The following is a 25,359-nucleotide window of genomic DNA, read 5'->3' on the forward strand; positions in this document are numbered from 1 at the left end:
TCAAACCGCGCCGCTCCAGAGGGTTTTTGCGTAGGGCCGCCCGCCCGCGCCAGCGGAAAAAACGAATGAATGCGGATCCCAACCGGTGCTAGGACTATTACGTAGCTCGGCAACCCGGCGAGCCTTCGACGGTTTAGCTCCAGCTCGGGTCCTGACGCACCCTGTCCGCACGCCGTGCGACGGGGGGCGACCACACCGGAGCCAACGTCAGTCCAGGCCAGGGAGAACAGGCCATGCGTCTACCGGTCCTCATCGCCGCCGCCGTGATCACGGGGCTCCTGTCCACCGCGGCCTCCGCCAAGGTGGTCGTCTCCTCCAAGATCGATACCGAGGGCGGGGTCCTCGGCAACATTATCCTGCTCGCCCTCAAGGCCAACGGCATCGACACGGAGGACAGGATCCAGCTCGGCGCCACGCCGGTCGTCCGCAAGGCCATCACGGCGGGCGAGATCGACATCTATCCCGAGTACACCGGCAACGCCGCCTTCTTCTTCAACAAGGCCGACGACCCGGTCTGGAAGGATGCGGCGAAGGGCTACGAAACGGCCCGCACCCTCGACTACGACGCCAACAAGATCGTCTGGCTCGCCCCGTCGCCGGCCAACAACACCTGGGCGATCGCGCTCCGCAAGGAGGTCGTCGCCGCCAACAAGCTGAAGAGCCTCTCCGACTTCGGCCGCTGGGTGGCCGGCGGCGGCAAGGTGAAGCTCGCCGGTTCGGCCGAATTCGTGAACTCCGCGGCGGCGCTGCCGGCCTTCCAGACGGCCTACGGCTTCAAGCTGACCCCCGACCAGCTGATCGTGCTCTCCGGCGGCGACACGGCGGCCACCATCAAGGCCGCCGCCGACCAGACCAATGGCACCAACGCCGCCATGGTGTACGGCACCGACGGCGCGATCCAGGCCTCGGGCCTCGTCGTACTGGACGACGACAAGGGCGTTCAGCCCGTCTACAGGCCCGCGCCGATCGTCCGCGAGGCGGCGCTGAAGGAGAACCCCAGGATCGCCGACGTGCTGAAGCCGATCTTCGCCAAGCTCGACCTGGAGACGCTGCAGGACCTGAACGGCCGAGTCCAGGTCGGCGGCGAGCACGCACGCGCGGTTGCCGAGGACTTCCTGAAGAAGGCCGGTTTCCTGAAGTGACGACCGTCAGGGGCAGCGGGAGCGCGGCGTCTGCTTCGCAGCCCGCGGCGTCCCGTCCCTGCCGCCCTGTCCGTCCGGTCCGGAGGGTGAGCATGCCGGCTGGAGTGGACAAGCTCGGCGTCGTCGCGGCGGCGCTCCTCGGGCTCGGCGCGGCGGCGCCCTTCGCGCTCTATCGCGCCAACCGCATCGCCACCGGCGAGGCGAGGGGCGTGCTCGACGCCGTCCCGACGGGGCCGGCTCTCGGCTTCCTGGCCCTCTTGGCCGCGGTCGCCGTTCTGGCGGCCCTGCGCACCCGCCCCTGGATCCGGCTCGCGGCCGCGTCGCTGCTGCTCGTCGCCGCCGCGCTCCTCGTGGGGGCGACCGCCGACCACCTCACGCCTCCCGGCGACCGCTACGCACGCGTCTCGCCCGGATCGGGCTTCTGGATCCTGCTCTTCGCCGGCGGCCTGCTCCTCGCCGACGCGATTGTGCGCCTGCGGCTGCGGCCGCTCCTGCGCGTCGCCGCGCTCGCGCTGACCGCCGCCGTCCTGGGGCTCGCCCTGCACGCCGGACTCTGGAGCGGGCTCTCCATACTCAAGGAATACGCCAACCGCGCCGACGTCTTCTGGCGCGAGGCGACCACCCACCTGCTGCTCGCTCTCGGCTCCCTGGCCGCCGCCGCCGCGGTCGGCCTGCCGCTCGGCATCCTGCTGGCGCGCGCCGCTCCGCTCCGGGCGCCGGTCCTGAACGTCCTCAACATGGTGCAGACCATCCCGTCCATCGCGCTCTTCGGCATGCTGATCGCGCCGCTCGGCTGGGTGGCGGCCCACGTCCCGGGCGCGGCCGCGCTCGGCATCCGCGGCATCGGCACCGCCCCGGCCTTCGTGGCGCTCTTCCTCTATTCCCTGCTGCCCGTGGTGGCGAACACCGTCGTCGGGCTCCGGGGCGTGCCCGCCGCGGCCGTCGAGGCGGCGCGCGGCATGGGCATGACGGTGGGCCAGCGGCTCGTCGCCGTCGACCTGCCCCTGGCGCTCCCCGTCATCCTCACCGGCATCCGGATCGTGCTCGTCCAGAACATCGGCCTCGCCACCGTCGCGGCGCTGATCGGCGGCGGCGGATTCGGCGTCTTCGTCTTCCTCGGCATCGGCCAGACCGCGCCGGACCTGATCCTGCTCGGGGCCGTCCCGACCGTGCTCCTCGCCTTCGCGGCCGCCGTGGTGCTCGACGCCGCCGTCGAGGGTGCCAGCGGAGGCCGACCATGATCGAGATCGAACACCTCACCAAGGTCTTCGGCACCGAGACGGCGGTCGACGACGTCTCACTGACCGTCCCGGAGGGCACCATCACGGTGATCGTCGGCACGTCGGGGTCCGGCAAGTCGACCCTGATCCGCATGGTCAACCGCCTGATCGAGCCGACCTCCGGCCGGGTCCTGATCGACGGCGAGGACACCGCCGGCCTGAAGCCGCACCTGCTCCGGCGGCGGATCGGCTACGCCATCCAGGACCACGGCCTCTTCCCCCACCGCACCGTCGCGGAGAACATCGGGACCGTTCCGAAGCTGCTCGGCCGCGACCGCGCCGCCGTCGCGCGCCGGGTCGACGAGCTCCTGACCCTCTTCCAGCTCGATCCGGCGCAGTTCGCCGGGCGCTATCCGCACGAGCTCTCCGGCGGCCAGCAGCAGCGCGTCGGGGTCGCCCGCGCCCTCGCCGCCGAGCCGCGGCTTCTGCTCATGGACGAGCCCTTCGGCTCGCTCGATCCGATCATCCGCGCCAAGGCCCGGCAGGACCTCAAGGCGATCCAGCGCAAGCTCGGCACGACGGTCCTGCTGGTCACCCACGACATGGAGGAGGCGATCGATCTCGGCGACCGTCTCGCCGTCATGGATGCCGGGCGCCTGCTCCAGTACGCCGCGCCCACCGAGGTCCTGCTCCGGCCCGCGACGCCCTTCGTGGCCGACCTCGTGGGGATCGGCGACCGGCCCTTCCGCGTGCTCTCCCTCCGGACCGCAGGGGAAGCCGCCGAGCCCGGCCCCGCGGAGGGTCCCCCGATACCTGCGGCGACCGACCTGCGCGAGGCGCTCGCCCAGTTCGTATGGACGCGCCGGCGGGCCGCGCCGGTGGTCGACGCGGACGGGCGCGTCATCGGCCGGCTGACGCTGGAGCGCCTGCTCGAACAGGCCGCGAGGCCCGCATGAGGGCCGCCCCGATCCTGATGCGCCTCGTCCTGGGGGCAGCGCTCGCGCTCCTCCTGCTGCACCCGGAGGCCTTCCGGCCGCTCCTCGCCCCGCTCGCCGACCCCGGCCAGCCGGTGATCTACGATCGCGCGAGCCTGCTCGACCTCGCCCTATCGCACCTCGCCACCGTCGCGACGGCGGTCGGCGCCGCTTCGGTCGTCGGCATCGGGCTGGCGATCTTCGTCACCCGGCCCGTCGGTGTCGAGTTCCTGCCGCTCTCCCGCTCCATCGCCAACATCGGCCAGACCTTCCCGCCCGTGGCCGTTCTGGCGCTGGCGGTCCCGGCGGTCGGCTTCGGCGAGGCGCCGACCCTGATCGCGCTCTTCCTCTACGGCCTGCTTCCCGTCTTCGAGAACGCGCTCGCGGGGCTGACCCGGCTGCCGCCCGCCGTCGTCGAGGCGGGACGCGGGATGGGCATGACCGAGACCGAGCGCCTGCGCCTGGTCGAACTTCCGCTCGCCCTGCCGGTCATCCTCGAGGGCGTAAGGCTCTCGGCCGTGATCGCGGTCTCCACGGCGACGATCGGCTCGACGGTCGCCGCCCGCGGGCTCGGCGAGGTGATCATCGCCGGCCTCTCCTCGGCCAACCTCGCCTTCGTGGTGCAGGGCGGCGTGGCGGTCGCAGGCCTGGCGGTTGCCGTCTACGAGGGCATCGGCGCGATCGAGTCCCGGCTCGCGCGCCGCGCCGGCCGGCACGGGGGGGACGGGTCCTGAGCCGCCGGCCGCTTACCCCTGCCCTCGGCGATCCGCCTCCGGCTTGAACGGCCGCAGCAGGGCCCCGAGCCGGGCCGAAGCGGCCTCGATCGAATGCACCGCCAGGACATGCCGCCGGGCCGCCTGCCCGAGGCTGCGCCGCAGGCCCGCGTCGGCGATCAGCCGGCCAACCGCCGCCGCGTAGGCCGCCACGTCCCCCTCGGGCGTCAGGACACCGGTCCCGCCGTCCCGCACCACCGCCGGGATGCCGCCCGTCGCCTGCGCGACGACCGGCAGCCCCGCCGCCTGCGCCTCCAGATACGCGATCCCGAACGCCTCCCCGCAACCCGGCCAGACCAGGAGGTCGGCCCCTGCCAGAAGGCCCGGCACCCGCGCCGGATCCGCCTCGCCGAGGAAGCGCACCCGCGACTCCGGGAAGCGCTCGAATCGGGCACGGACCCGGGCTCCCGCGGGCCCGTCGCCCACCACGTCGAGCCGCCAGCCGGTCTCGGGGAGCCTCGCCAGCGCCTCGGCCAGCATGGCGTAGCTGCGCAGCTTGTCGCCCTCGCGCATCATCGCGACCGTCACGAGCCGGACCGGTCCCCCGTGCTCCGCCGCACCCGCGAGCCCGCGATAGGGGGCGACGTCGATGAAGGGCGCCAATAGGCCGAGCCGGTCCGCCTGGATCACGAGCGCGAGCCCCGCCCGGTCCCGCTCCGTGAAGGCGATGTTGAGGCGGGCCCGCCGCAGGAGCGCCAGCGTCTCCCGGTGCAGCGCCGCATGGGGACCCTCGGCGCGCTTGGGCGCGAAGGAGGCCTCGAGCGTCACCACCGGCAGGCCGAACCGGTCCGCGAGCCGCGGTCCGATGAGGTCCGGGGACTTGTAGTAGGGGTGATAGGAGAACCAGACGTCCGGCACGCCCCCGGCGGCCCAGGCCGAGGCGAGCCGGAGCGCCTCCGCCTCGGCCGCCCGGTCGAGCGCGGCGACCGCTTCCGGCGTCGGGTCCGGGCAGTAGGCGCGCAGCTCCGAGGCGAGTTCGACGGCGTGGCCCGCCTGCCGGAGCGCCGCCAGGAGATTGCGCCCGATCTGCCGGTCCCCGGACGGGACCGGGTGCAGCGGAGACTTGAGCGGCGCATACAGGGCGACTTTCATTCCAACAAGCCTAAGTGTCACACTTCCTGGCCGTCAAACGCTCCGGCCGACGGCGCCGATTCGTGGCGAGGCTCGCATGCGACGCTCTGGTTTCTACGGCGGCATCGCCGCCTTCGACCGCTTCGAATCCCTCGGCGAGCCCCGGAACTACACGCCGCTTCCGGCCGGCTGGGTGCTCGGCCTCTCGGACATCGTGAACTCCACCGAGGCGGCGACGCAGGGGCGCTACAAGGCGGTCAACATGGCCGGCGCGGCGCTCATCGCGGCGCTCCAGAACGTCAGCGACGAAGACCTGCCTTTCGTGTTCGGCGGCGACGGCGCCGTCGTGGCGCTGCCCGGCCATCTCCGGCCGCGCGCCGAGGGCGCCATCGCGGCCGTCGAGGTCTGGGTCGCCGAGGAACTCGGCCTCCAGCTGCGCGGGGCGGTCGTCCCGCTCGAGGACATCCGCCAGGCCGGCCACGACGTGCTGGTCGGGCGCTACCGGGCGAGCACCCACGTGAGCTACGCCATGTTCGCCGGCGGCGGCGCGAGCTGGGCGGAGGCCCAGATGAAGCTCGGCCGCTTCGCCGTCCCGCCCGCCCCGCCGGGAACGCGGCCGGACCTGACAGGCCTGTCCTGCCGATGGAGTCCTCTGAAGTCCCGGTCCGGCGTGATTCTCTCGATCATCGCGGTCCCCGCCGCCGGGGCCGACTTCCCTCGTTATCTCGACCTGGTCCGCGACATCGCCGACCTCTGCCACGGCGCCATCGCGGACGGCAACCCGGTCAGCGTCGAGGGGCTGGCGCTCGGCTATCCCGCCTGGGCGATCGGCGCGGAGGTGCGCACGCGCGCCAAGGGGCGCCTCGCCGCCTGGCTGAAGGCGAATTTCGAGGTCGCGGTCGTGAACCTGCTCAAGGTCCTGCCCGGCTCGGTCGGGGGCTTCGAACTCCTGCCCTACAAGGCCGACACGGCCGCCAACTCGGATTTCCGCAAGTTCGACGACGGCCTCAAGATGACGGTCGACGTCAGCCCCGCCCTTGCGGACCGGATCGAGGCGCGCCTCGCCGAGGGCGCCCGGCTGGGACTGTGCAAGTACGGCGTGCAGCGCCAGGACGAGGCCCTGATCACCTGCCTGGTTCCCACCGCGCGCCAGCGTGACCATATGCACTTCATCGACGGCGCCGCCGGCGGCTATGCGCTCGCCGCCGCGCGGCTCAAGGGCCGGCTCTCGCACCGGTCCTGACGGGGACCGACATGCGCTCTCTGCAATGTGTTTAGCGGGGTCCGGACGGGGCTGCTAACCCCTGGGCCCGAGTCGCCGCAGCCGCCGAGCCGGCGCGGCCCAACGACAGGACGTGACGATCCATGGTGATTTCGAAGAGGGGCGAGTCCCCGGTCCTCGTGGCGAAGCTGAGCGAATGGCTGATGCGCTCCTCGCTGCAGGGCCTGGACCTGGAAAGCCTCGTGCGCGGCTTTTGCGACCGCATCTATGCGGCCGGCCTGCCGGTCGACCGCATCAACCTGACCTTCTCGATGCTGCATCCCCTCTACCGCGCCATGGGCTTCACCTGGCGGCGCGGCCAGGGGCTGGAGGTGGAGAACTACGCCCACAGCCCGGCCCCCGAGCGCTTCCTGAAGAGCCCCTACTACTTCATCCTGCAGAACAACCTCGAGTCCCTGCGCCGTCGGCTGGATACCGGCGCGAAGTTCGAGTTTCCGCTCCTCGACGAACTGCGCCGCAAGGGCGCGACCGACTACCTCGCCTTCGTGTACTCCTTCGGCGGCGGGCACGACGCCGGCATCGGCCGCGGCGTCATGGGAAGCTGGACGACGGACAGCAGGGGCGGCTTCTCGGAGCCCGACCTGGAGGCGCTCTTCAGCCTGCAGGCGAGCCTGGCGGTCGCCACCAAGATGGCCATGCAGGAGAAGCTGGCCGAGAACGTGCTGACCACCTATCTCGGCCAGGAGGCTGGGCGCAACGTCCTGAGCGGGCTCGTCAAGCGCGGCGACGGCGAGACCATCCGGGCTGCCCTCGTCATCGGCGACCTGCGCGAATCGACCGCCCTCGCCGAGCGCGACGGCCGCCAGCTCTTCACCGAGACGCTGAACCGTTTCTTCGACGCGCTCGCGCTCCCTTTCAGCAAGAACGGCGGTCAGATCCTGTCCTTCCCCGGCGACGGCTTCCTGGCCATCTTCCCGACCACCCGCTCCAGCGCGGGTTCGCGCGACGCCTGCCATCGCGCCTACGAGGCCATGATCGCCGGCACCGCACGGATGAACACGCTGAACCGCGAACGCCTGCAGGCCGGCATGGAGCCGCTCGGCTTCGGCATCGGCATGCATGTGGGCAACGTCATGTTCGGCAACGTCGGCCTGGCCGAGCGGCTGACCTATTCGGCCTTCGGGGCGGCCGTGAACGAGGTCCAGCGGCTCCAGGCCCTCACCCGCAAGCACGGCCGCAGCGTCATCGCGAGCCGCGAATTCGTCGAGGCCAGCGGCGGCGACTGGGTGCACCTCGGGGAGGAGCAGCTCCACGGAATCAGCGAGGCGCGGGAGGTCTACACCATCGACGCCTGCGCCCCCGATCTCCTCGCCGAGATGGAGGCGAACGGCCATCCCTGCCACTCGGAGGGCGAACTGGTCGTTCTCTCCCTGAGGAGAAGCAAGGCCGGCGCCGAAAGCTGAGGAGACCGCCCGCCTCCGCATTGGTCCCGACCAAATTCATACATGCGCATCCTTGCGTTTGATTGCCCGCACGTTACCGTAGGCGAACCGGGGCGGTCGCTGGAAGTGGGGGCGTATGGCGTTGGCGGGCGACATCCTTCGCATCGAGAATCTCGGGCTCGCCTTCTCGTTCTTCGGCGTCGACCATGTCGCTGTCCGTGACGCGAGCCTGCGCGTGCTGCCCGGCAAGGTAACCGCGCTGGTCGGTGAATCCGGCTCCGGCAAGTCCGTCATCGCCCAGACCGTCATGGGCATCCTGCCCAATGTGGGACGGATCACGAAGGGTCGGATCCTCTTCTCCGACCCTGAGCGGCCGGGCGATCCACCCGTCGACATCGCCGCCCTGGACCGCGACAGCGAGGCCTTCCGGCGCCTGCGCGGCACCCGCATCTCGATCATTTTCCAGGAGCCGATGACGTCGCTGTCGCCGCTCCACACGATCGGCGACCAGATCGGCGAGGTGCTGACCGCCCACGACAAGGCGACCGCCGAGGAGGCCCGGGCCGAGACGGTGCGGATGCTGGGGCTGGTCGGCTTCCCGGATCCCGAGCGGGCCTACGGCATGTACCCCTTCGAGCTCTCCGGGGGCCTGCGCCAGCGCGCCATGATCGCCATGGCGCTGATCTGCCGCCCCGCGATCCTGATCGCCGACGAGCCGACCACCGCCCTCGACGTCACCATTCAGGCGCAGATCCTGCAGCTCCTGAAGAGCCTGCAGGCCCAGCTCGGCCTGTCGATCCTGCTGATCACCCACGATCTCGGCGTCGTCGCCAACATCGCCGACGAGGTCTTCGTGATCTACAAGGGCGAGATCATGGAGGCCGGCACCGTCCGGGACCTCTTCGGCCGCCCCTCGCACCCCTACTTCAAGGCGCTGCTCTCCTCGGTGCCGCACTTCGACATGCCGCCCGGCGTCCGGCTCACCTCGCTGCGCAACGTCAAGGCGGACCTCAGCATGCTCCGCCGGCCGCGCCAGGGGGAGCGCGGCAGCCCGCACCTGACCGTCGAGAACCTCGTCAAGACCTACCGGCTTCGCGGCTCGGGATGGACCCGCGGCGAGGAACGGGCGGTGCGCGCCGTCGACGGCGTCTCCTTCGAGATCCGCCGCGGCGAATGCCTCGGTCTCGTCGGCGAGAGCGGTTGCGGCAAGAGCACGGTCAGCAAGCTGATCATGCGGGCCGTCACGCCCGACGAGGGCTCGATCCTCTTCCACGAGCCCGAGGGGGGCATCGTCGACATCGCCCGGATCGGCCACGGCGGCCTGCAGGCCCTGAGGCCGCGCATCCAGATGGTCTTCCAGGATCCATATTCGTCGCTGTCGCCGCGCATGACCGTCGAGCGGATCCTGACCGAACCCCTCGAGATCCACGGCCACGGCACCGGCGAATCCCGTCGCGAGACGGCCCGCGCCCTGATGCGCGCCGTCGGCCTCGACCCGCGCATGCTGAGCCGCTACCCGCACAGCTTCTCGGGCGGCCAGCGCCAGCGCATCGGCATCGCCCGCGCCCTCGCGCTCGGCCCCGAACTCATCATCTGCGACGAGCCGGTCTCCGCCCTCGACGTGTCCGTCCAGGCGCAGATCCTGAACCTCCTCCAGGACCTCCGCTCCGAGCTCGGGCTGACCTACCTCTTCATCTCCCACAACCTCGCCGTGGTCGACTACATGGCCGACCGAGTGGCCGTCATGTGCCGGGGCCGCATCGTCGAGATCGCGACGAGCGAGAGCATTCTGCGCAACCCCGTCCACCCCTATACGCGCGCGCTCCTGGCCGCGGTCCCCTACCCGGACCTGGACCGCCCGCTCGACTTCGACACCCTCCTCAGGACCGGCGCCTCGGACAGCCGTCACTGGCCGCCGGCGTTCCAGGAGGGACCGGAACGGCTCGAGCTCCGCTCGGTCGGGGAAGACCACCAGGTGCTGGTCCGGCCGAATGCGGCCGTCGAGGAGATCGTCACATGCTGACCCGCCGGGACGCACTCGGGCTCATGGCCCTGCCGCTCCTCACCCGCGTGGCCGGCGCGGCGCCGGTCGAGCCTCCGATCCTCGCCGAGAAGGTTGCCTCAGGCGCTCTGCCGCCCATGGCGGAACGCCTGCCGAAGGTCCCCAAGGTGGTCGACCTGGTGGCCATGGGCCGGCGCATCGGCCGGCACGGCGGCACGATCCGCACGCTCGTGGGCGGCCAGAAGGACATCCGCCTGATGACCATCTACGGCTACGCCCGCCTCGTCGGCTTCGACGAGCGGCTGGAGCTGAAGCCGGACATCCTGGAGAGCTTCGAGGCCGAGGAGGACCGGGTCTTCACCTTCCGCCTGCGCCAGGGCCACCGCTGGTCCGACGGCCATCCCCTCACGGCGGAGGACTTCCGTTACGTCTTCGAGGACGTCTACTCGAACCGCGAGCTCTCCCCGAACGGGCCGGACCAGACCATGCTGGTCGACGGCGAGATGGCGAAGTTCGAGATCCTCGACGAGCTGACCGTGCGCTACAGCTGGTCGAAGCCCAACCCGGACTTCTTGCTCGACATTGCCGGCGCCCAGCCCCTCCAGCTCGCCCTGCCGGCCCACTACATGCGCCAGTTCCACAAGCGCTACCAGGAGCCGAAGAAGCTCGAGGCGGCGATGAAGCAGTATCGCGCGCGCAAGTGGACCGAGATGCACATCCGCCTGTCGCGCCAGTATCGGCCCGAGAACCCGGACCTGCCCGTCCTCGATCCTTGGCGGAACACGACGCCCCCGCCCTCCGATCGCTTCCTCTTCGAGCGCAACCCGTTCTTCCACGAGGTCGACACCGAGGGGCGGCAACTCCCCTACGTGGACCGGTTCGAACTGCTCGTCGGCCAGATGACGATCCTGGCCGCCAAGACCGGCGCCGGCGAGAGCGACCTCCAGTCGCTCGGACTCGACTTCAGCGACTACACCTTCCTCAAGGACGCCGAGAAGCGTTACCCCATGAAGGTCAAGCTCTGGAAACGCATCCAGGGCTCGCGCATCGCCCTGATGCCCAATCTCAACTACCGTGACCCCGCCTGGCGCGCCCTCCTGCAGGACGTCCGCTTCCGCCGCGCCCTGTCGGTCGCCATCGACCGGCGCGAAATCAACATGGCGGTCTTCTTCGGGCTCGGCACCCCGAGTTCCGACACGGTCCTGCCCGCGAGCTCGCTCTACAAGGAGGCCTACGCCAAGGCCTGGGCCCAGTTCGACCGCGGCCTCGCCAACAGGCTCCTCGACGAGATCGGCCTCAAGGAGCGGGACGACGAGGGCCGCCGCCTGCTGCCCGACGGGCGTTCCGTCACCATGGTGATCGAGACGGCCGGCGAGACCAACGTCGAGACCGACATCCTGGAGCTCATCGCCGACTACTGGTCGTCGATCGGCGTCGGGCTCTTCGTGCGCACGTCCCAGCGCGACATCTTCCGCAGCCGTGCGATCGGCGGCGACATCATGATGGCGGTGTGGTCGGGCGTCGACAACGGCATCCCGACCCCGGACATGAACCCCTCGGCCTTCGTGCCGACGGCCGAGGACCAGCTCCAGTGGCCGCAATGGGGGATGCACTACCAGTCCTCCGGCCAGCACGGTACCGCGGCCGACCTCCCGGTCGCGCTGGACCTGCTCGCGGAACTCGAACGCTGGCGAAAGGCGACCAGCACCGATGCGCGCCGCGCCGCCTGGGAGCGCATCCTGTCCATCTATGCCGACAACGTCTTCTCGATCGGCCTGGTCAACCAGACCCTGCAGCCGGTGGTCGTCAACCGCCACCTCGTCAACGTGCCCGAGGAAGGTTACTTCGGCTTCAAGCCGACCGCCTATTTCGGCGTCTACCGCTCCACGACCTTCTGGCTGGACGGGGAGGCCTGACCGTGCTGCGCTACATCGTCTGGCGGATCGCCGTGATGATCCCGACGCTGCTGCTCATCTCGATGCTGGTCTTCACCATCATCGAGCTGCCGCCGGGGGACTATTTCGAAAGCTACATCGCCGAGCTGCAGGCGCAGAACGAAACCGTCAACATGCAGCAGATCAACGAGCTGAAGGCTCAGTACGGTTTCGACCAGCCTCCCGTGATCCGCTACTTCTACTGGGTCGGCGGCCTGCTGACGGGTGACTTCGGCTACTCGTTCGAGTACCAGCTGCCGGTGTCCGAGGTCGTCGGCAGCCGGCTCTACTTCACGATGCTGGTCTCCTTCGTGACCATCATCTTCACCTGGCTGATCGCCTTCCCGATCGGCATCTACTCGGCCACCCACCAGTACAGCTGGGGCGACTACGGCCTGACGCTCCTCGGCCTGATCGGCGTGGCGACGCCGAACTTCCTGCTCGCCCTCGTCATGATGTATTTCGCCAACATCTGGTTCGGCACCTCGATCGGCCACCTGGTCGACCCGGCCTATCTCGACCAGCCGATGAGCTGGGCGAAGGTCAAGTCGATCCTCGAGCATCTCTGGATCCCGGTCATCATCGTCGGGACCGCCGGCACGGCCGGCATGATCCGGCGCCTGCGCGCCAACCTGCTCGACGAGCTGCACAAACCCTATGTGGTGACCGCGCGCGCCAAGGGGCTCCGGCCCCGCAAGGTCCTGGTCAAGTACCCGCTCCGCATGGCGCTGAACTTCTTCGTCTCCGACATCGGCTCGATCCTGCCGGCCATCATCTCGGGCGCCGAGATCACCGCCATCGTGCTCTCGCTGGAGACGACCGGCCCCATGCTCATCAAGGCCCTGCAGAGCCAGGACATGTACCTCGCCGGCTCGTTCCTGATGTTCCTCTCCTTCCTGACCGTGATCGGGGTCCTCATCTCCGATCTCGCGCTCGTGCTCCTCGATCCGCGCATCCGCGTCCAGGGAGGAGCCTCCAAATGAGCCTCGAGCTTCCCGTCTCCGGGGCTCCGCTCGGCCACTTCGTGCGTCAGGGTGTTTTCGATCCGGAGCGGATCGAGACGGCCTCGCCCGAGCAGGCGCGCCTGGAGCAGGCCTCCCAGCTCCGCCTCATGTGGTGGAAGTTCCGCCGCCACAAGCTCGCCGTGGTGTCGGGCGTCTTCCTCCTCGCCCTCTACCTCATGATCGTCGTGTCCGAGTTCCTGGCGCCCTACGCGCTGCGGACGCGCAACATGGACTACATCCACGCGCCGCCCCAGGCCGTGCACCTGTTCCACGAGGGCGCTTTCGTGGGCCCCTTCGTGTACGGCCGCAAGATGAGCCTCGACCTCGACCGGCTGAAGCGCGTCTACACCGAGGACACCTCGGACGTGCAGCGCCTGCGCTTCTTCTGCCGGGGCGACCCCTACCACTTCTGGGGCCTGTGGGCGGCCGACCTGCATCTCGTCTGCCCCGCCGAGGGCGGCCAGTTCTTCCTGCTCGGGACCGACCGGCTCGGCCGCGACGTGCTCTCGCGCATGATCTACGGCGCGCGCATCTCGCTGACGGTCGGCCTCATCGGCGTCAGCCTCAGCTTCATCCTCGGCATCGTCATCGGCGGGCTCGCCGGCTACTACGGCGGCACTTTCGACCTGATCGTCCAACGCATCATCGAGGTCCTGCAGTCGCTCCCCAGCCTGCCGCTCTGGATGGCCCTTTCGGCCATCACCCCGGCGACCTGGAGCCCCCTGCTCATCTACTTCGCCATTACACTCATTCTGAGCCTCCTGGACTGGACGGGCCTCGCCCGGGCGGTCCGCTCCAAGCTCCTGGCCCTGCGCGAGGAGGACTACGTCCTTGCCGCCCAGCTCATGGGAGCCTCCGCGCCGCGGATCATCGGCAACCACCTGATCCCCGGATTCATGTCCCACCTGATTGCCACCGCCACCCTCACCGTGCCGGGCATGATCCTGGGCGAGACGGCGCTGAGCTTCCTCGGCCTCGGCCTCCGGCCTCCGCTCACCAGCTGGGGGATCTTGCTGACCGAAGCCAAGAACGTCAGCGCCGTCGCGCTCTACCCCTGGCTTCTCTTCCCCGTGGTCCCGGTCGTCCTCGTCATCCTGGCCTTCAACTTCCTCGGTGACGGGCTGCGCGACGCTGCCGACCCCTACAAGTGAACCTGCCCGGCCCGTTCCGGCGGACCGGACTTCTCCAAGATCAGCGACCCTCCGGAGGTCGGACCATGACCCGCCGCCTCGACCACGCCCGCATCCTCATGTACAGCCACGATACCTTCGGCCTCGGGCACCTTCGCCGATGCCGGACGATCGCCCACTCGCTGGTCGAGGAATTCCGGGGCCTGAACGTCCTCATCATCTCCGGCGCGCCCATCGCGGGAGCCTTCGACTACCGCGCCCGCGTCGACTTCCTGAAGATCCCGAGCGTCATTAAGCGCCGCAACGGCGAGTACACCTCGCTCGCCCAGCATGTCGACCTCGCCGACACCATGGAGATGCGGCGGCGCATGATCTTCAATGCCGCCCAGACCTTCCAGCCCGACATGATGATCGTCGACAAGGAGCCCCTCGGCTTGGACGGCGAGGTCGAGGACACGCTCGCCTACCTGAAGACGATCGGCACGACCCTGGTCCTCGGCCTGCGCGAGGTGATGGACGCCCCCGACCTGCTCCGCCGCGAATGGACGCCGAAGGGCATGCTCTCCAAGGTCGCAGCCCTCTACGACGACATTTGGGTCTACGGCCCGCCGGACTTCTACAACCCCCTGGTCGGACTCGACGTGCCGGCCTCGGTCTCCGCCAAGCTCGACTTCGTCGGCTTCCTGCAGCGCGCCGTGCCCGAGGCCGACCTCGCCCGGCCCAAGCCCGATTCCGAGTACATCCTGGTCACCACCGGCGGCGGCGGCGACGGGGCCGACCTCGTCCAGGCGGTGATCGGCGCCTACGAGGCGGTTCCCGGCATGCCCCGGGCCGTCGTGGTCCTCGGCCCCTACATGCCGATGGAGCAGCGCAAGGCGCTGATGGCGCGCGCCGCCCCCATAGAGACGCTGTCGGTCGTCGAGTTCGAACCCCACATGGAGGCGCTGATCGCCGGCTCGGCGGCCGTCGTCGCCATGGGCGGCTACAACACCTATTGCGAGATCCTCTCCTTCGACAAGCCGGCCCTTATCGTGCCGCGCCTGCAGCCGCGCCAGGAGCAGCTCGTCCGCGCCCTGCGCGCCCGCGAACTGGGTCTGATCGGCATGATGCTCCCCGACGAGGCGGCCGACCCCGTCCGCATGGCCGCCGCCCTGAAGGCGCTTCCGGGCCGCACGCCGCCCTCCAAGGTCAGGCAGGACCTGCGCCTCGAGGGCCTCTCCCGCATCAACGAGATCGTCGGCGCCCGCCTGGCCCGGCCCGTGCTGAGCATCGTCCAGAGCGCCACATGACCGGCCCCGGCCCCCGCCGCATCGTCGTGGTCCTCAAGGGATACCCGCGCCTCTCCGAGACCTTCGTGGCCCAGGAGCTGCTCGGTCTGGAGCGGTCCGGCTTCGACCTCGCCATCGTGGCCCTGCGCCGGCCGACCGACAAGCTCGTCCATCCGGTGCACAAGGAGATCCGCGCGCCGGTCCTCTACCTGCCCGAATATCTGCACGACGAGCCGCTGCGGGTCCTCGGCGCCCTCATGCGGGCGCTGGCCCGGCCGGGCTTCCGGCGCGCCCTCGGCCGGTTCCTCACCGACCTGCGGCACGACTTCACACTGAACCGCATCCGGCGCTTCGGCCAGGCGCTCGTGCTCGCCGCCGAATGGCCGGCCGGCGGCGACTGGATCTACGCGCATTTCATCCACACGCCGGCCTCGGTCGCCGCCTACGCGAGCGATCTCGTCGGCGTGCCCTGGAGCTGCTCGGCCCACGCCCGCGACATCTGGACCTCCGGCAAGGCCGACCTCGCCGGCAAGCTCGGTCACGCCCGCTGGGTGGTGACCTGCACGCGCGCCGGGCTCGACCGCCTGCGCGAGCTCACCGGCCGCCCGCAGGCCGTGCACCTCAGCTATCACGGCTTCGACTTCGCCCGCTTCCCGCCCTTCGCCGGCCGGCGCCCGCCGCGCGACGGCACCGACCCGGCCGATCCGGTCCTGATCCTGAGCGTTGGGCGGGCGGTCGCCAAGAAGGGCTACGGCGTCCTCCTCGACGCGCTCACCCGCCTGCCCGCCGCGACGGCCTGGCGGATGATCCACGTCGGCTCCGGCGAGGAACTCGCCGACCTGAAGCGCCGCGCCGAGGCGCTCGGCATCGCGCCCCGCATCGAGTGGCGCGGCGCGCTCGCCCAGGAGGAGGTGCTGCGCCTCTACCGCCAGGCGGACCTCTTCACGCTCGCCTGCCGGGTCGCCGAGGACGGCGATCGCGACGGCCTGCCCAACGTCCTCATGGAGGCTTCCAGCCAGCGCCTCGTCTCGGTCACCACCAATGTCTCCGGCATCCCGGAACTCCTCGCCGACGGCGTCACCGGCCTGATCGTCCCCCCGGACGACCCGGCCGCGCTCGCCGCGGCGCTCGCCGCCGCCATCGCGGACCCGGCGCTCCGCGCGCGGCTCGGCGCCGCCGCCGAGGAGCGCGTCCGCCGCGCTTTCGACCACAGCCGCAGCATCGCCGACATCGCCGGACTGTTCCGCGAGACGGCGGGAGCCGGCGCATGAGCGGCCCGTCCCTCTTCTTCTATGTCCAGCACCTGCTCGGGGTCGGCCACCTGGCGCGGGCAAGCCGCATCGCGGAGGCCGCCGGGCGGAAGGGGATGGCCGTCACGCTCGCCCTCGGCGGCATGCCCGTCCCGGGCTTCCCGCCGGCCGGCGCCGCGACCGTCCGCCTGCCGCCGATCCGCTCGCGGGACGCCGCCTTCTCGGTGATGGTGGACGAGGACGACCGGCCCCTCGACGCCGCCTTCGAGGCCCGCCGCCGCGACATCCTGCTCGACGCCTTCGACCGCTCCGGCGCCGACGTGCTGATGATCGAGGCCTGGCCCTTCGGCCGGCGCAAGCTCGCCTTCGAACTGGTCCCGCTCCTCGAGCGTGCCGCCGCCCGCCGCCCGCGGCCGTTGGTCGTCTGCTCGGTCCGCGACATCGTCCAGGCGAACCGCCGCCCCGATCGCCTCGCCGAGACCGTCGACCTGATCCGCAGCCGCTTTGACCTGGTGCTCGTCCACGGCGACCCCGCCTTCGCGCGGCTCGAGGCGGGCTTCCCGCGGGCGCGCGATTTCGAGGACCGCATCCGCTACACCGGGCTCGTCGCCGCGACCCCCGAGCCGCCTGCCGCGGAGGCCTGGGACGTCGTCGTCTCCGCCGGCGGCGGCGCCTTCGGCAGGGGGCTCGTCGAGGCCGCCCTGGCGGCGGCGCGCAGGCTGCCCCCGGACCTGCGCATGCTCGTGCTGACCGGCCCCAATCTCCGCGAGGCCGATCGGTCCGCGCTCGCCGCCGGCGCGCCCGCCAACGTCCGCGTGGAGGCTTTCCGGCCGGATTTCCGCGCCCTTCTGGCCGCGGCGCGCGTCTCCGTCTCGCAAGCCGGCTACAACACGGTCTGCGACCTCCTCCAGACCCGCTGCGAGATCATCCTGGTCCCCTTCCGCGGCGATCACGAAACCGAGCAGGCCGACCGCGCCGAGCGCCTGCGCAAGCTCGGCGCCGCGCGGGTGGTCGAGGAGGCGCGGCTCGGCACGGAGAGCCTGGCGGGCGCCATCCGGGCGGCCCTCGCCGGCCCGCCGATCCCCCGTCCGCACATCGACCTCGGCGGCGCGGACCGCACCATCGACATTCTCGCGGAGGCGGCCGGCCGGGCGGCTAGGTCGTCCCGATCAGCATGAAGCGGGTGTAGTTGCGGGTCGGCAGCGCGCCCGCGAAGCGTACCTCGGAGAGGCCGGCAAGCGCCTGGAAATCGGCCAGGGACGGCACGGAGGCGATATGGGTGGGTTCGCGGAAGTAATCGTTCGACTGCAGGAGCACCCGGCTCCCGGACGGCAGCAGGTCGAGCCAGCCGCGCAGGTCAGCGATGTGCTCGCAGCTCGTGTTGACGACGAGGTCCGCCGGCGCGCTCTGGTAGTCGGCCGCGTACATGTCCCCCGTCCGCGCCGAGAAGCGATCGCCCGCCCGCCCGTTGAGCGTCGTCGCCACTGCGGCGACCTCCGGGTCGATGTCCAGGCTCTCGATGCGTTCGACCTCGAAGCGCGGATCGTCGAACAGCATCGCGGCGAGCACCCCGTACCAGCCGCCGACGATCAGGATCGTGCCGAAGCGCCCGCCGAGGGTCGCCAACAGCGAGTCGCGCGCCCAGAGCTTGCTGGCGACCTGCTTACGGTTGAACGCCGTCCCGATCCGGACCTGAGGGTGGCGCCCCACGGTGCGCGCGAGGTCGCGGACGAGCGCGTTGCCCGTATAGGCCGCGATGCCCCTGGTGAGATCGAAGCAGACGTCGCGCCAGTCCTCGGCCATGCCGGTCCTCCAGCCCACAATTCAGATATTCGTATCTGTATTGCCAGCCGTCGCGATAATCTATGTTCGACCGGCGCCGAGCCTGCCGCTCGGGCACACAGGACGTGACCGTGACCGACGAGACCCACCCGGACGGCATCCCGCATCTTGCCGCACCCGCCGCCACCGCCCGGCAGGGGATGGCCGCGCCGTGGCCCGCCGGGAGGGGCTGATCCGTGGAGCCGGTCCTCGCCCGCTACATCTGGCGTCACACCAGGCCACAGCAGCTCTGGATCCTGAGCGTCGTGGCGCTTTCGATGATCCCCTACTTCCTGTCCTTCGACCTGCCGAAGCAGATCATCAGCGGCCCGCTGCAGGGCAAGGGCTTCCCGGACCCGACCTCCACCGCCACGATGTTCCGGATCGCCTTCGACCTGCCGCTGGTCGGGCATGTCGTGCTGTTCGACGGCGTCGCCCTCGACCGCATGCAGGCGCTGCTCGGGCTCAGCATCGTCTTCCTGCTGCTGGTCGTCGTGAACGGCGCCTTCAAGTTCTACATCAACACCTACAAGGGCCGCCTCGGCGAGCGCATGCTCCGCCGCATCCGCTTCGAGCTCGTCGACCGGGTCCTGCGCCACGGCCCCAGCTACTTCAAGCGCGTCAAGCCGGCCGAGGTCGCCACGATGGTCAAGGACGAGGTGGAGCCGCTCGGCGGCTTCATCGGCGACGCCTTCGTGCTACCGCTGCTCCTCGCCGGGCAGGCGCTGACGGCCCTCATCTTCATCGTCGTCCAGAACCACTGGCTCGGCATCGTCGCGACCTCCGTGGTCACGCTTCAGGTCCTGATCATCCCGAAGATGCGCAAGCGGCTCCTGCGGCTCGGCCGGGAACGCCAGCTGACCGCCCGCGAACTCTCGGGCCGCGTCGCCGAGATCGTCGAGAGCATCAACGCGATCCAAACCAACGACACGTCAAACTGGGAACGGGCCGAGATCGGCGCTCGCCTGGCCCGCATCTTCCACATCCGCTACGACCTCTACCAGTGGAAGTTCCTGGTCAAGTTCCTGAACAACTTCCTGGCCCAGCTGACGCCTTTCCTCTTCTACCTGATCGGCGGCTACCTCGTCGTGAAGGGACGCCTCGACGTCGGCCAGCTCGTCGCCGTCATCGCCGCCTACAAGGACCTTCCGGGCCCGCTCAAGGACCTGATCGACTGGGACCAGAATCGCCAGGACGTACAGGTCAAGTACGCCCAGGTGGTCGAGCAGTTCGACGTCCGGGACATCCTGCCGCCCGAGAGCCAGGCGCTGACCACGGAGCCCCGCCCGCTCGGCCGGCCCCTGGCGGTCGAGAACCTGACCCTCATCGACGAAACCGGCGCCCGCCTGCTCGACAGCACCTCGCTCGCCTTCCGGCCCGGCCAGACCGTCGCGGTCGTCGGCACGCCCGGGAGCGGCGGGGAGGCGCTGGTCGATGCCCTGGCCCGGGTGATCTGGCCCACCACCGGCCGGGTTGTGGCCGGGTCCGAGGATTTGCAGAGGCTCCCGCAGTCGGTCACCGGCCGCCGCATCGCCTATGCGGGGCCGGAAGCCCATCTCTTCGCGGGCAGCATACTCGAGAACCTCGTCTACGGCCTGAAGCATGCGCCCGTCGCCGAGCCCATCTACGACGCCGCCGAGGCCAGGCGCCGGAAATGGGAGATGGCCGAGGCCATGAAAGCCGGGAACCCGGTGCTCGACGTGCGCGCCGACTGGATCGACTACCGGCTCGCCGGAGTCGAGGATGCAGGCCGCCTCTTCGACGCGCTCGAGCCGCTGCTCGAGACGGTCGGCATGGCCGGCGACGTCTTCGAGATCGGCCTCAGGACCTCCATCGACCCGGAGCACCACCTCGACATCCCGCCCCGGGTCGTCGCCGCCCGCGCCAAGCTGCGCCGTCGCATGGAGGAGCTCGGCATGGCCGAGCTGGTCATCCCGTTCCAGGAGGGCGCCTACAATCCGGAGGCGACGGTCGCCGAGAACCTGCTCTTCGGCACGGCCACCGGCCCGGAGCTGGAGACCTCGACCCTCGCCGCGAATCCCTACCTGCGCGGCATCCTGGAGACCTCCGGTCTCGACCGGCGCCTCTACGACCTCGGCTTCGAGGTCGCCGAGAACGCCGTCGAACTCTTCCGCGACGTTGCGATCGACCATTCCATGCTCCAGCAGCTCTCCATCGCCGGCGAGCAGGACCTGCAGGCGCTGCGCGCCATCGTGCAGCGCCGCGACGGCCGCGATATGGACCGCGCCGACGAAGCCGATCGCCGGCAGCTCCTGCAGCTCGCCTTCGCGTATATCGAGCCCCGGCTCCGCTTCGGCCTGCTCGACGACGACCTGATGGCGCGTATCGTCGAGGCTCGCGAGATCTTCCACGCCGACCTGCCCACCCCCCTCGCCAACGGGCTGGAGCGCTACGACTCGGAACGCTTCAACCGCTCGGCGACGCTCCTGGACAACGCGCTCTTCGGGCGCGTCGGCCACCACTACTCGGACGCGAGCCGGCGCGTGACCGCGCTGGTGTTGGAGATCTTCCGCGAACTCGGCCTCTACCGGATGGTCGTCGGCGTGGGGCTCCGCTTCGGCATCGGGCCGGGCGGGCGGCGCGTCACGCTGGGCCTCCGGCAGAAGATCAATCTCGCCCGAGCCTTGTTGAAACGGCCTGACTACCTGCTGCTCAACCGGCCGCTCGCGGCGCTGGACGGTCGCGTCCAGGAACAGATCCTGGCGAACGTGCTCGCCTACCGACGCTCGACCGGAGCCGATGGCGGTGTCGTCTGGGCCCTATCCATGCCGAGCCTCGCGAAACATTTCGACCGTGTTATCGTCTTCGACGGGGCGAGCCTGGCGGAGGACGGCGAATACGACGATCTGGTGCAGACAGAGGGCGTTCTGAAACGCCTGGTGAGCTGACCGGCAAGGAGAGGAACGGGCGGACGTGAGCATGACTCTGAAGGACGAAGTCGAACTCCTCAGGCGAGTCCCGCTCTTCGCGGGCATAGAGCCGGCGAAGCTCAAGCTTCTCGCCTTCTCGTCGCGCCGCCTGCGTTTCCAGCCTGGCGAGGTGGTGTTCCGGCAGGGCGACACCGGCGATGCGGCCTATGTGGTGCTGAGCGGATCGGCGGACGTGATCGTCGACACGCCGGCCGGCGAGATCCATGTGGCGACCATCGCGTCGAACGACATCGTCGGCGAGATCTCGATCCTGTGCGACGTCACCCGCACCGCGACCGTCCGCGCCCATGGCGCCCTCGAGGTGTTGCGCATCCAGAAGGACGACTTCCTGCGCCTGCTGGAGGGCTTCCCGTCGCTCGCCCTGAAGATCATCAAGGTGCTGGCCGACCGCCTCGCCGATACCACCGCGGAACTGATCGACGCCCGCTCCGTCCGCAGGTCCTGAGAGGATCGGGCCCCAAGCCGCCGCCTCAGGCGAGCTGGAAGGACAGGAGCTCGGCAGGGTCAGCGTCCGCCGCCGGATGCCCGAAGCTGATCCGGCCGGACCCGATCAGGATGAGGTCTTCGCGGCAAAGTTCGATCTCGTCGGCGTCCGCGAGCGTCACGTAGGTGCCGTTGGTGCTGTGGTCCGTCAGCACCCACTGCCCGCGCCGCCGCTCCAGGGTGGCGTGCCGGCGTGATGCGTTGGCGTCGGCGAGCGGCACCTCGCAGGCCCGGTCGCGCCCGAGCTCGATCCGGCCGTGGTTGTCGTCGAACACCCAGCGCCGGTCCCCGATGGTCAGGACGAGCTTGCGATTCGAGCCCGGGCCGATCGACCGCTCGCCCGCCATCCGGACCACGTGGGTGAGGTCGCGCTCCTTCTGCCACAGCATCTCCACGACGCTGAGCTCCTCGCTGCGCCCCTTCACGAACTGGTCGGCGAGCTGCCGCGTCGCCGCCCGGTGCGGCGGCGGCAGCAGCGCCACGGTGTCCAGCGTCGTCATGATCTGCCCAGGCCGGGCGATCCGCACCAGCCGCGAGGCGACGTTCACGGTATCGCCGAAATAGTCGCCCCGGTCCTCGATCACCGGGCCGAACACGAAGCCGATCCGCAGCCGCAGCTTGGCCGTGCTGTCCGGCGCCCTGAGCGGCGGCAGCCCCTCGACCCGCTCCTGCACGGCCCGCGCTGCCAGCGACCCGCCGAGGGCGTCCGGAAAAGCGGCCATCAACTCGTCGCCGATCGTCTTGACGACGGTGCCGTCGAACCGACGCACCACCTCGCCGATCGCGCCGAGGCAGCCGTCGATCGCGTCGAGCGCCGCCCTGTCGCCGAACGTCTCGTAGAGCTGCATGCTGTCGACGATGTCGCCGAACAGGATCCCGGCGTTGTGCCCGCCCGTCATCGAAACCCGTCCCGCCGCCACCGACGCTTGTCCCGTCGGCGACCGCTTCCTCTCCTGCGCAATGACCCCGTCCGGCCGCCTGCGCCGCCCGCCGGGGACCCGTGTCCCCGCGGCCGGATCGCAGTGTGCGGACCGGCTGCCACGAATGCAATGAACACGATCCTCGAAGCGCGCACTGTTAACCGACGCACCCCGTCGGGGGGAATGACATCGGCGTGTATGACGCAACGGGCGGCGGCGGCCTCGCGCTCTTGTGACGGTCCGTGAATCGGGCGCGACGGCGCGCGGGGGGCGGGGCAGGGGAGGCGCAAGGCGTAGCCGGACGCCCTTGGGGGGGCGCCCGGCCCGGACCGGGTCAGACCGACGAGGAGGCCTCGTAGAAGGGCTTGCGCGGCTCGTCCCGGATGTAGCCTTCGTAGAACTTCTTCACATGCGGGAATACGTCGAAGCCGAGCTGGCGGCGGGCGACCTCTTCGGGCGTGCGCGGCCTGGCGAGCAGGTCGTGGATCTCGGCCAGCACCGCGTCGCGGTCGACCTTGGTGAACTTGCCGTCCGCATAGACGACCTCGCCGTCCACGTAGACCGCGGAGACGTGCCGGCTGTGCGCACGCTGCACGAGCGCGTCGAGCATCGGGATGTCGGCGTCCTGGTAGGGGTAGAAGGCCTGGTCGACGTCGATCAGGACCGCGTCGAAGAAGCGGCCTGGGTCGAGCCGGCCGATCGACGACCCGAAGGCGGTCGTCTTGGCGCCGCCCTCGCTCGCCATGCGGAAGATCTGGGTCGGCGTCGGCACGTCGTCGTCGAAGCCCGGCGTACGGTGGACCCGAAGCGCCAGCTTCAGCTCCTGCAGCATGTCCCGGTCCTCGTTGATGCCGGCCTCGTCGAGCCCCATCCCGACGTTGATGCCCTTCGCCTCCCAGACGTTGAGCGGCGCGAGCCCGGAGCGCAGGCGGAAGTTGGAAGAGCAGTTGTGGCAGATGCAGGTGCCCGTGTCGGCCGCGATGTCGATGTCCTCGGCGGTCAGCCAGACGCCGTGGCCGAGCGTCATGTGTGGACCGAGGAGGCCGAGGTCGTGGAGGTGCCGGACGGCGGTCTTGCCGGTCCGCCGGTAGGCGTATTCCTTCTGGAGCGCGGTCTCCAGGAGGTGCATGTGCATGGGCGCGCCGGTCGCCTTGGACTTCTCCTGCATGGCGAGCAGGCCGTCGTCTGACACCCAGTGCAGGTTCGCGGGCGCCAGCTGGACCCGGGTGAGGCGCTGCCCGGCATTCTCGGCGGTGAGCTGGTCGAAGAGCCGCATGAAGTCCGCGAAGGGCATCACCTGCGTGGTCAGGTAGGCCTGGAGCCGTGCCCCGAGCTCCTTCGGCAGGCTCGCGCAGAATTCCTCGTCGGCCTGGTAGACGAGCCGGTTCTGCTCGCGCACCGCGTAGCAGTAGGAGGCCCGCATCCCGATCGTCCGGTAGCCGGTCAGGACCTTGGTGGCCGCTTCGTGGATCGCCCCGTAGCCGCCCGGCATCCAGCCGTGGATGTGCTGCACCGTGGTGATGCCCGAGGCGATCATCTCGAAGGCGGAGTAGAGCGTGTCCAGGTAGAGGTCGATCCGCCGCGCCGGGATGCGGCTCGCGAACCACAGCTCCAGCGGATGGTCTGGCGACCCGTGCTGCAGCGGCGTGATCCCCACGTGGTGGTGCGAGTTCACAAAGCCCGGCAGCATCGCGTGCTTCGGATATTTCTTCACCGGCGCCGTAGGCGCGAGCTTCACCATCTCGTCGAGCGAGCCGGTCGCCACCACCACGCCGTCGCGCGCCAGCACGGCGCCGTCGTCGACCACGATGGGCGTGTGGCGGTCCGCGGCGCCGGTCACGAGGTGGCGGGCCTGGACGATCAGTTCTGCCATGGCGTTTCTCCTTGGAAGGCAGGGTCTTGTGTGGGGGCGCCGCCGACGCGCAGGCGCCGGGCGGTGGGATTTCCGTCCCGCGCGGCGGCGAGCCGGCCCGCGTCGACGTCGAGGAGGACGAGCGGCTCGCCGGGCGGCGCCGCGGCCAGGACCACGTGCCCGTCCGGCCGGACCGCGACCGTCTCGCCGTCATGCGCGACGGGCCGGCCCGTCACGGTCTCGGTGCCGAAGCGCGCCGCCGCGATCGCGTAGACGGCGTTCGAGCGGGCATGGGTGGCGAGTTCGCCGCGGAAGAAGCCGGGCGGGTCGCCGGGCGCCGGACCCGCGACCAGGACCGCCACCACGTCCGCGCCGGCGGCCGCGGCCGCGCCCCAGCATTCGGGGAAGCGCCGGTCGTAGCAGACGAGCGGCGCGACCCTGACGGGGCCGAACGTGAAGGCGGTGACGCGCGGCGGACCTGCCGAGAAGTGGTCCGCCTCGCCGTACAGGTCTTCCCGCGACGCGGGCGGCAGGTGGATCTTGGCCGCGACCGTCTCGACCCGCCCGTCCGGCCGGGCGAGGCGGGCGGCGTTCACCGGCAGCCCGCCGGTCCGCTCGATGGCGGCGCCCCACAGGATGCCGACCTCGTGCTGGATCGCCAGTCGGGCCGCCCAGCGGCTGGTCGGGCCGTCGCCCGGCTCAGCCACCGGCCACGCCGCCGGATCCTCCGCCGCCGCATAGGGCCAGGCGAAAAGCTCCGGCAGGACGACGAGGCGCGCGCCGGCCCCGGCCGCACGGCGGATGCCGGCTTCCGCCTCGGCGCGCAGGGGCGCGGGGTCTCGTCCGGCGGGGCCGATGGCGACCGCGCCGATCCGGAAGGGTTCGCTCGTCATGGCCTCG

General features: G+C 70.5%; 20 protein-coding genes. 15 read left to right on the forward strand and 5 right to left on the reverse strand.

Annotated features, from left to right (window positions below):
• Positions 1-233: 233 nt before the first annotated feature.
• From osmF to WBG79_RS04960, 4 genes are all read left to right on the forward strand, one after another.
• Positions 234-1,142 carry a glycine betaine ABC transporter substrate-binding protein OsmF gene (osmF, locus tag WBG79_RS04945; RefSeq protein WP_337355996.1) on the forward strand — a complete coding sequence of 303 codons (909 nt, stop codon included), beginning with the start codon at positions 234-236 and terminating at the stop codon, positions 1,140-1,142.
• Positions 1,143-1,234: 92 nt separating this feature from the next.
• Positions 1,235-2,383, forward strand: coding sequence for an ABC transporter permease (locus WBG79_RS04950; RefSeq protein WP_337355997.1), 1,149 nt, complete (start codon positions 1,235-1,237; stop codon positions 2,381-2,383).
• Positions 2,380-3,318, forward strand: a complete 939-nt coding sequence (locus WBG79_RS04955; RefSeq protein WP_337355998.1) for an ABC transporter ATP-binding protein — start codon at positions 2,380-2,382, stop codon at positions 3,316-3,318. The genes WBG79_RS04950 and WBG79_RS04955 overlap by 4 nt, the downstream gene beginning before the upstream one ends.
• Positions 3,315-4,070 carry an ABC transporter permease gene (locus tag WBG79_RS04960; protein ID WP_337355999.1) on the forward strand — a complete coding sequence of 252 codons (756 nt, stop codon included), beginning with the start codon at positions 3,315-3,317 and terminating at the stop codon, positions 4,068-4,070. The genes WBG79_RS04955 and WBG79_RS04960 overlap by 4 nt, the downstream gene beginning before the upstream one ends.
• Before the next feature lie 12 nt (positions 4,071-4,082).
• Here the strand turns inward: WBG79_RS04960 and WBG79_RS04965 are convergent, their stop codons facing one another.
• Complete coding sequence (locus WBG79_RS04965) at positions 4,083-5,201, reverse strand: glycosyltransferase family 4 protein (RefSeq protein WP_337356000.1); 1,119 nt, start codon at positions 5,199-5,201, stop codon at positions 4,083-4,085.
• A 76-nt stretch (positions 5,202-5,277) separates the two neighbouring features.
• Here WBG79_RS04965 and WBG79_RS04970 point away from each other — a divergent pair, with 76 nt between their 5' ends.
• The 9 genes from WBG79_RS04970 to WBG79_RS05010 all read left to right on the forward strand — a co-directional run bounded on the left by WBG79_RS04970 (position 5,278) and on the right by WBG79_RS05010 (position 17,610).
• The gene (locus WBG79_RS04970; RefSeq protein WP_337356001.1) at positions 5,278-6,423 is read left to right on the forward strand and encodes a DUF3095 domain-containing protein; all 1,146 of its coding nucleotides are present in this window, start codon (positions 5,278-5,280) and stop codon (positions 6,421-6,423) included.
• Between the two features lie 122 nt (positions 6,424-6,545).
• Positions 6,546-7,865, forward strand: a complete 1,320-nt coding sequence (locus WBG79_RS04975) for an adenylate/guanylate cyclase domain-containing protein (protein ID WP_337356002.1) — start codon at positions 6,546-6,548, stop codon at positions 7,863-7,865.
• A gap of 115 nt (positions 7,866-7,980) precedes the next feature.
• Positions 7,981-9,867, forward strand: coding sequence for an ABC transporter ATP-binding protein (locus WBG79_RS04980; protein ID WP_337356003.1), 1,887 nt, complete (start codon positions 7,981-7,983; stop codon positions 9,865-9,867).
• The gene (locus tag WBG79_RS04985; RefSeq protein ID WP_337356004.1) at positions 9,861-11,762 is read left to right on the forward strand and encodes an ABC transporter substrate-binding protein; all 1,902 of its coding nucleotides are present in this window, start codon (positions 9,861-9,863) and stop codon (positions 11,760-11,762) included. The genes WBG79_RS04980 and WBG79_RS04985 overlap by 7 nt, the downstream gene beginning before the upstream one ends.
• Before the next feature lie 2 nt (positions 11,763-11,764).
• A complete protein-coding gene (locus WBG79_RS04990; RefSeq protein ID WP_337356005.1) occupies positions 11,765-12,763 on the forward strand; it encodes an ABC transporter permease in 999 nt (332 codons plus the stop codon).
• Positions 12,760-13,935: an ABC transporter permease gene (locus WBG79_RS04995; RefSeq protein WP_337356006.1), complete on the forward strand. Its 1,176-nt coding sequence runs from the start codon at positions 12,760-12,762 to the stop codon at positions 13,933-13,935. Before WBG79_RS04990 ends, WBG79_RS04995 begins: the two co-directional genes overlap by 4 nt.
• Positions 13,936-14,000: 65 nt before the next feature.
• Positions 14,001-15,203: a glycosyltransferase family protein gene (locus WBG79_RS05000; RefSeq protein ID WP_337356007.1), complete on the forward strand. Its 1,203-nt coding sequence runs from the start codon at positions 14,001-14,003 to the stop codon at positions 15,201-15,203.
• On the forward strand, positions 15,200-16,453 hold the full coding sequence (locus WBG79_RS05005; RefSeq protein WP_337356008.1) for a glycosyltransferase: 1,254 nt from the start codon (positions 15,200-15,202) through the stop codon (positions 16,451-16,453). The genes WBG79_RS05000 and WBG79_RS05005 overlap by 4 nt, the downstream gene beginning before the upstream one ends.
• On the forward strand, positions 16,450-17,610 hold the full coding sequence (locus tag WBG79_RS05010; RefSeq protein ID WP_337356009.1) for a glycosyltransferase family protein: 1,161 nt from the start codon (positions 16,450-16,452) through the stop codon (positions 17,608-17,610). The genes WBG79_RS05005 and WBG79_RS05010 overlap by 4 nt, the downstream gene beginning before the upstream one ends.
• On the opposite strand, the gene WBG79_RS05015 is transcribed toward WBG79_RS05010, so the two are convergent.
• Positions 17,588-18,235 (reverse strand): class I SAM-dependent methyltransferase, encoded by a 648-nt coding sequence (locus tag WBG79_RS05015; protein WP_337356010.1) that lies wholly within the window; start codon positions 18,233-18,235, stop codon positions 17,588-17,590. The genes WBG79_RS05010 and WBG79_RS05015 overlap by 23 nt on opposite strands.
• Before the next feature lie 215 nt (positions 18,236-18,450).
• Here WBG79_RS05015 and WBG79_RS05020 point away from each other — a divergent pair, with 215 nt between their 5' ends.
• Both WBG79_RS05020 and WBG79_RS05025 read left to right on the forward strand, forming a co-directional pair.
• Positions 18,451-21,162, forward strand: coding sequence for an ABC transporter transmembrane domain-containing protein (locus tag WBG79_RS05020; protein WP_337356011.1), 2,712 nt, complete (start codon positions 18,451-18,453; stop codon positions 21,160-21,162).
• Positions 21,163-21,193: 31 nt separating this feature from the next.
• Entirely contained in the window at positions 21,194-21,649 is a 456-nt protein-coding gene (locus tag WBG79_RS05025; protein ID WP_337357888.1) for a cyclic nucleotide-binding domain-containing protein, read from the forward strand.
• A 25-nt stretch (positions 21,650-21,674) separates the two neighbouring features.
• Here WBG79_RS05025 and WBG79_RS05030 read toward each other — a convergent pair whose 3' ends face one another.
• The 3 genes from WBG79_RS05030 to WBG79_RS05040 form a co-directional block, all read right to left on the reverse strand.
• Positions 21,675-22,586, reverse strand: a complete 912-nt coding sequence (locus WBG79_RS05030) for an adenylate/guanylate cyclase domain-containing protein (RefSeq protein WP_337356012.1) — start codon at positions 22,584-22,586, stop codon at positions 21,675-21,677.
• A gap of 355 nt (positions 22,587-22,941) precedes the next feature.
• A complete protein-coding gene (locus tag WBG79_RS05035) occupies positions 22,942-24,480 on the reverse strand; it encodes an amidohydrolase family protein (RefSeq protein WP_337356013.1) in 1,539 nt (512 codons plus the stop codon).
• Positions 24,468-25,352: a carbon-nitrogen hydrolase family protein gene (locus WBG79_RS05040; RefSeq protein WP_337356014.1), complete on the reverse strand. Its 885-nt coding sequence runs from the start codon at positions 25,350-25,352 to the stop codon at positions 24,468-24,470. The genes WBG79_RS05035 and WBG79_RS05040 overlap by 13 nt, the downstream gene beginning before the upstream one ends.
• Positions 25,353-25,359: the final 7 nt, after the last annotated feature.

Origin of the sequence: Prosthecomicrobium sp. N25 (assembly GCF_037203705.1) — a bacterium.
Taxonomy (GTDB): Bacteria; Pseudomonadota; Alphaproteobacteria; order Rhizobiales; family Ancalomicrobiaceae; genus Prosthecodimorpha.

Bases quoted from the DNA above. Each gene is read 5' to 3' on its own strand.
- osmF (WP_337355996.1), top strand. From the start codon at position 234: ATGCGTCTACCGGTCCTCATCGCCGCCGCCGTGATCACGGGGCTCCTG.
- WBG79_RS04950 (WP_337355997.1), top strand. From the start codon at position 1,235: ATGCCGGCTGGAGTGGACAAGCTCGGCGTCGTCGCGGCGGCGCTCCTC.
- WBG79_RS04955 (WP_337355998.1), top strand. From the start codon at position 2,380: ATGATCGAGATCGAACACCTCACCAAGGTCTTCGGCACCGAGACGGCG.
- WBG79_RS04960 (WP_337355999.1), top strand. From the start codon at position 3,315: ATGAGGGCCGCCCCGATCCTGATGCGCCTCGTCCTGGGGGCAGCGCTC.
- WBG79_RS04965 (WP_337356000.1), bottom strand. From the start codon at position 5,201: ATGAAAGTCGCCCTGTATGCGCCGCTCAAGTCTCCGCTGCACCCGGTC.
- WBG79_RS04970 (WP_337356001.1), top strand. From the start codon at position 5,278: ATGCGACGCTCTGGTTTCTACGGCGGCATCGCCGCCTTCGACCGCTTC.
- WBG79_RS04975 (WP_337356002.1), top strand. From the start codon at position 6,546: ATGGTGATTTCGAAGAGGGGCGAGTCCCCGGTCCTCGTGGCGAAGCTG.
- WBG79_RS04980 (WP_337356003.1), top strand. From the start codon at position 7,981: ATGGCGTTGGCGGGCGACATCCTTCGCATCGAGAATCTCGGGCTCGCC.
- WBG79_RS04985 (WP_337356004.1), top strand. From the start codon at position 9,861: ATGCTGACCCGCCGGGACGCACTCGGGCTCATGGCCCTGCCGCTCCTC.
- WBG79_RS04995 (WP_337356006.1), top strand. From the start codon at position 12,760: ATGAGCCTCGAGCTTCCCGTCTCCGGGGCTCCGCTCGGCCACTTCGTG.
- WBG79_RS05000 (WP_337356007.1), top strand. From the start codon at position 14,001: ATGACCCGCCGCCTCGACCACGCCCGCATCCTCATGTACAGCCACGAT.
- WBG79_RS05005 (WP_337356008.1), top strand. From the start codon at position 15,200: ATGACCGGCCCCGGCCCCCGCCGCATCGTCGTGGTCCTCAAGGGATAC.
- WBG79_RS05010 (WP_337356009.1), top strand. From the start codon at position 16,450: ATGAGCGGCCCGTCCCTCTTCTTCTATGTCCAGCACCTGCTCGGGGTC.
- WBG79_RS05015 (WP_337356010.1), bottom strand. From the start codon at position 18,235: ATGGCCGAGGACTGGCGCGACGTCTGCTTCGATCTCACCAGGGGCATC.
- WBG79_RS05025 (WP_337357888.1), top strand. From the start codon at position 21,194: ATGACTCTGAAGGACGAAGTCGAACTCCTCAGGCGAGTCCCGCTCTTC.
- WBG79_RS05030 (WP_337356012.1), bottom strand. From the start codon at position 22,586: ATGACGGGCGGGCACAACGCCGGGATCCTGTTCGGCGACATCGTCGAC.
- WBG79_RS05035 (WP_337356013.1), bottom strand. From the start codon at position 24,480: ATGGCAGAACTGATCGTCCAGGCCCGCCACCTCGTGACCGGCGCCGCG.
- WBG79_RS05040 (WP_337356014.1), bottom strand. From the start codon at position 25,352: ATGACGAGCGAACCCTTCCGGATCGGCGCGGTCGCCATCGGCCCCGCC.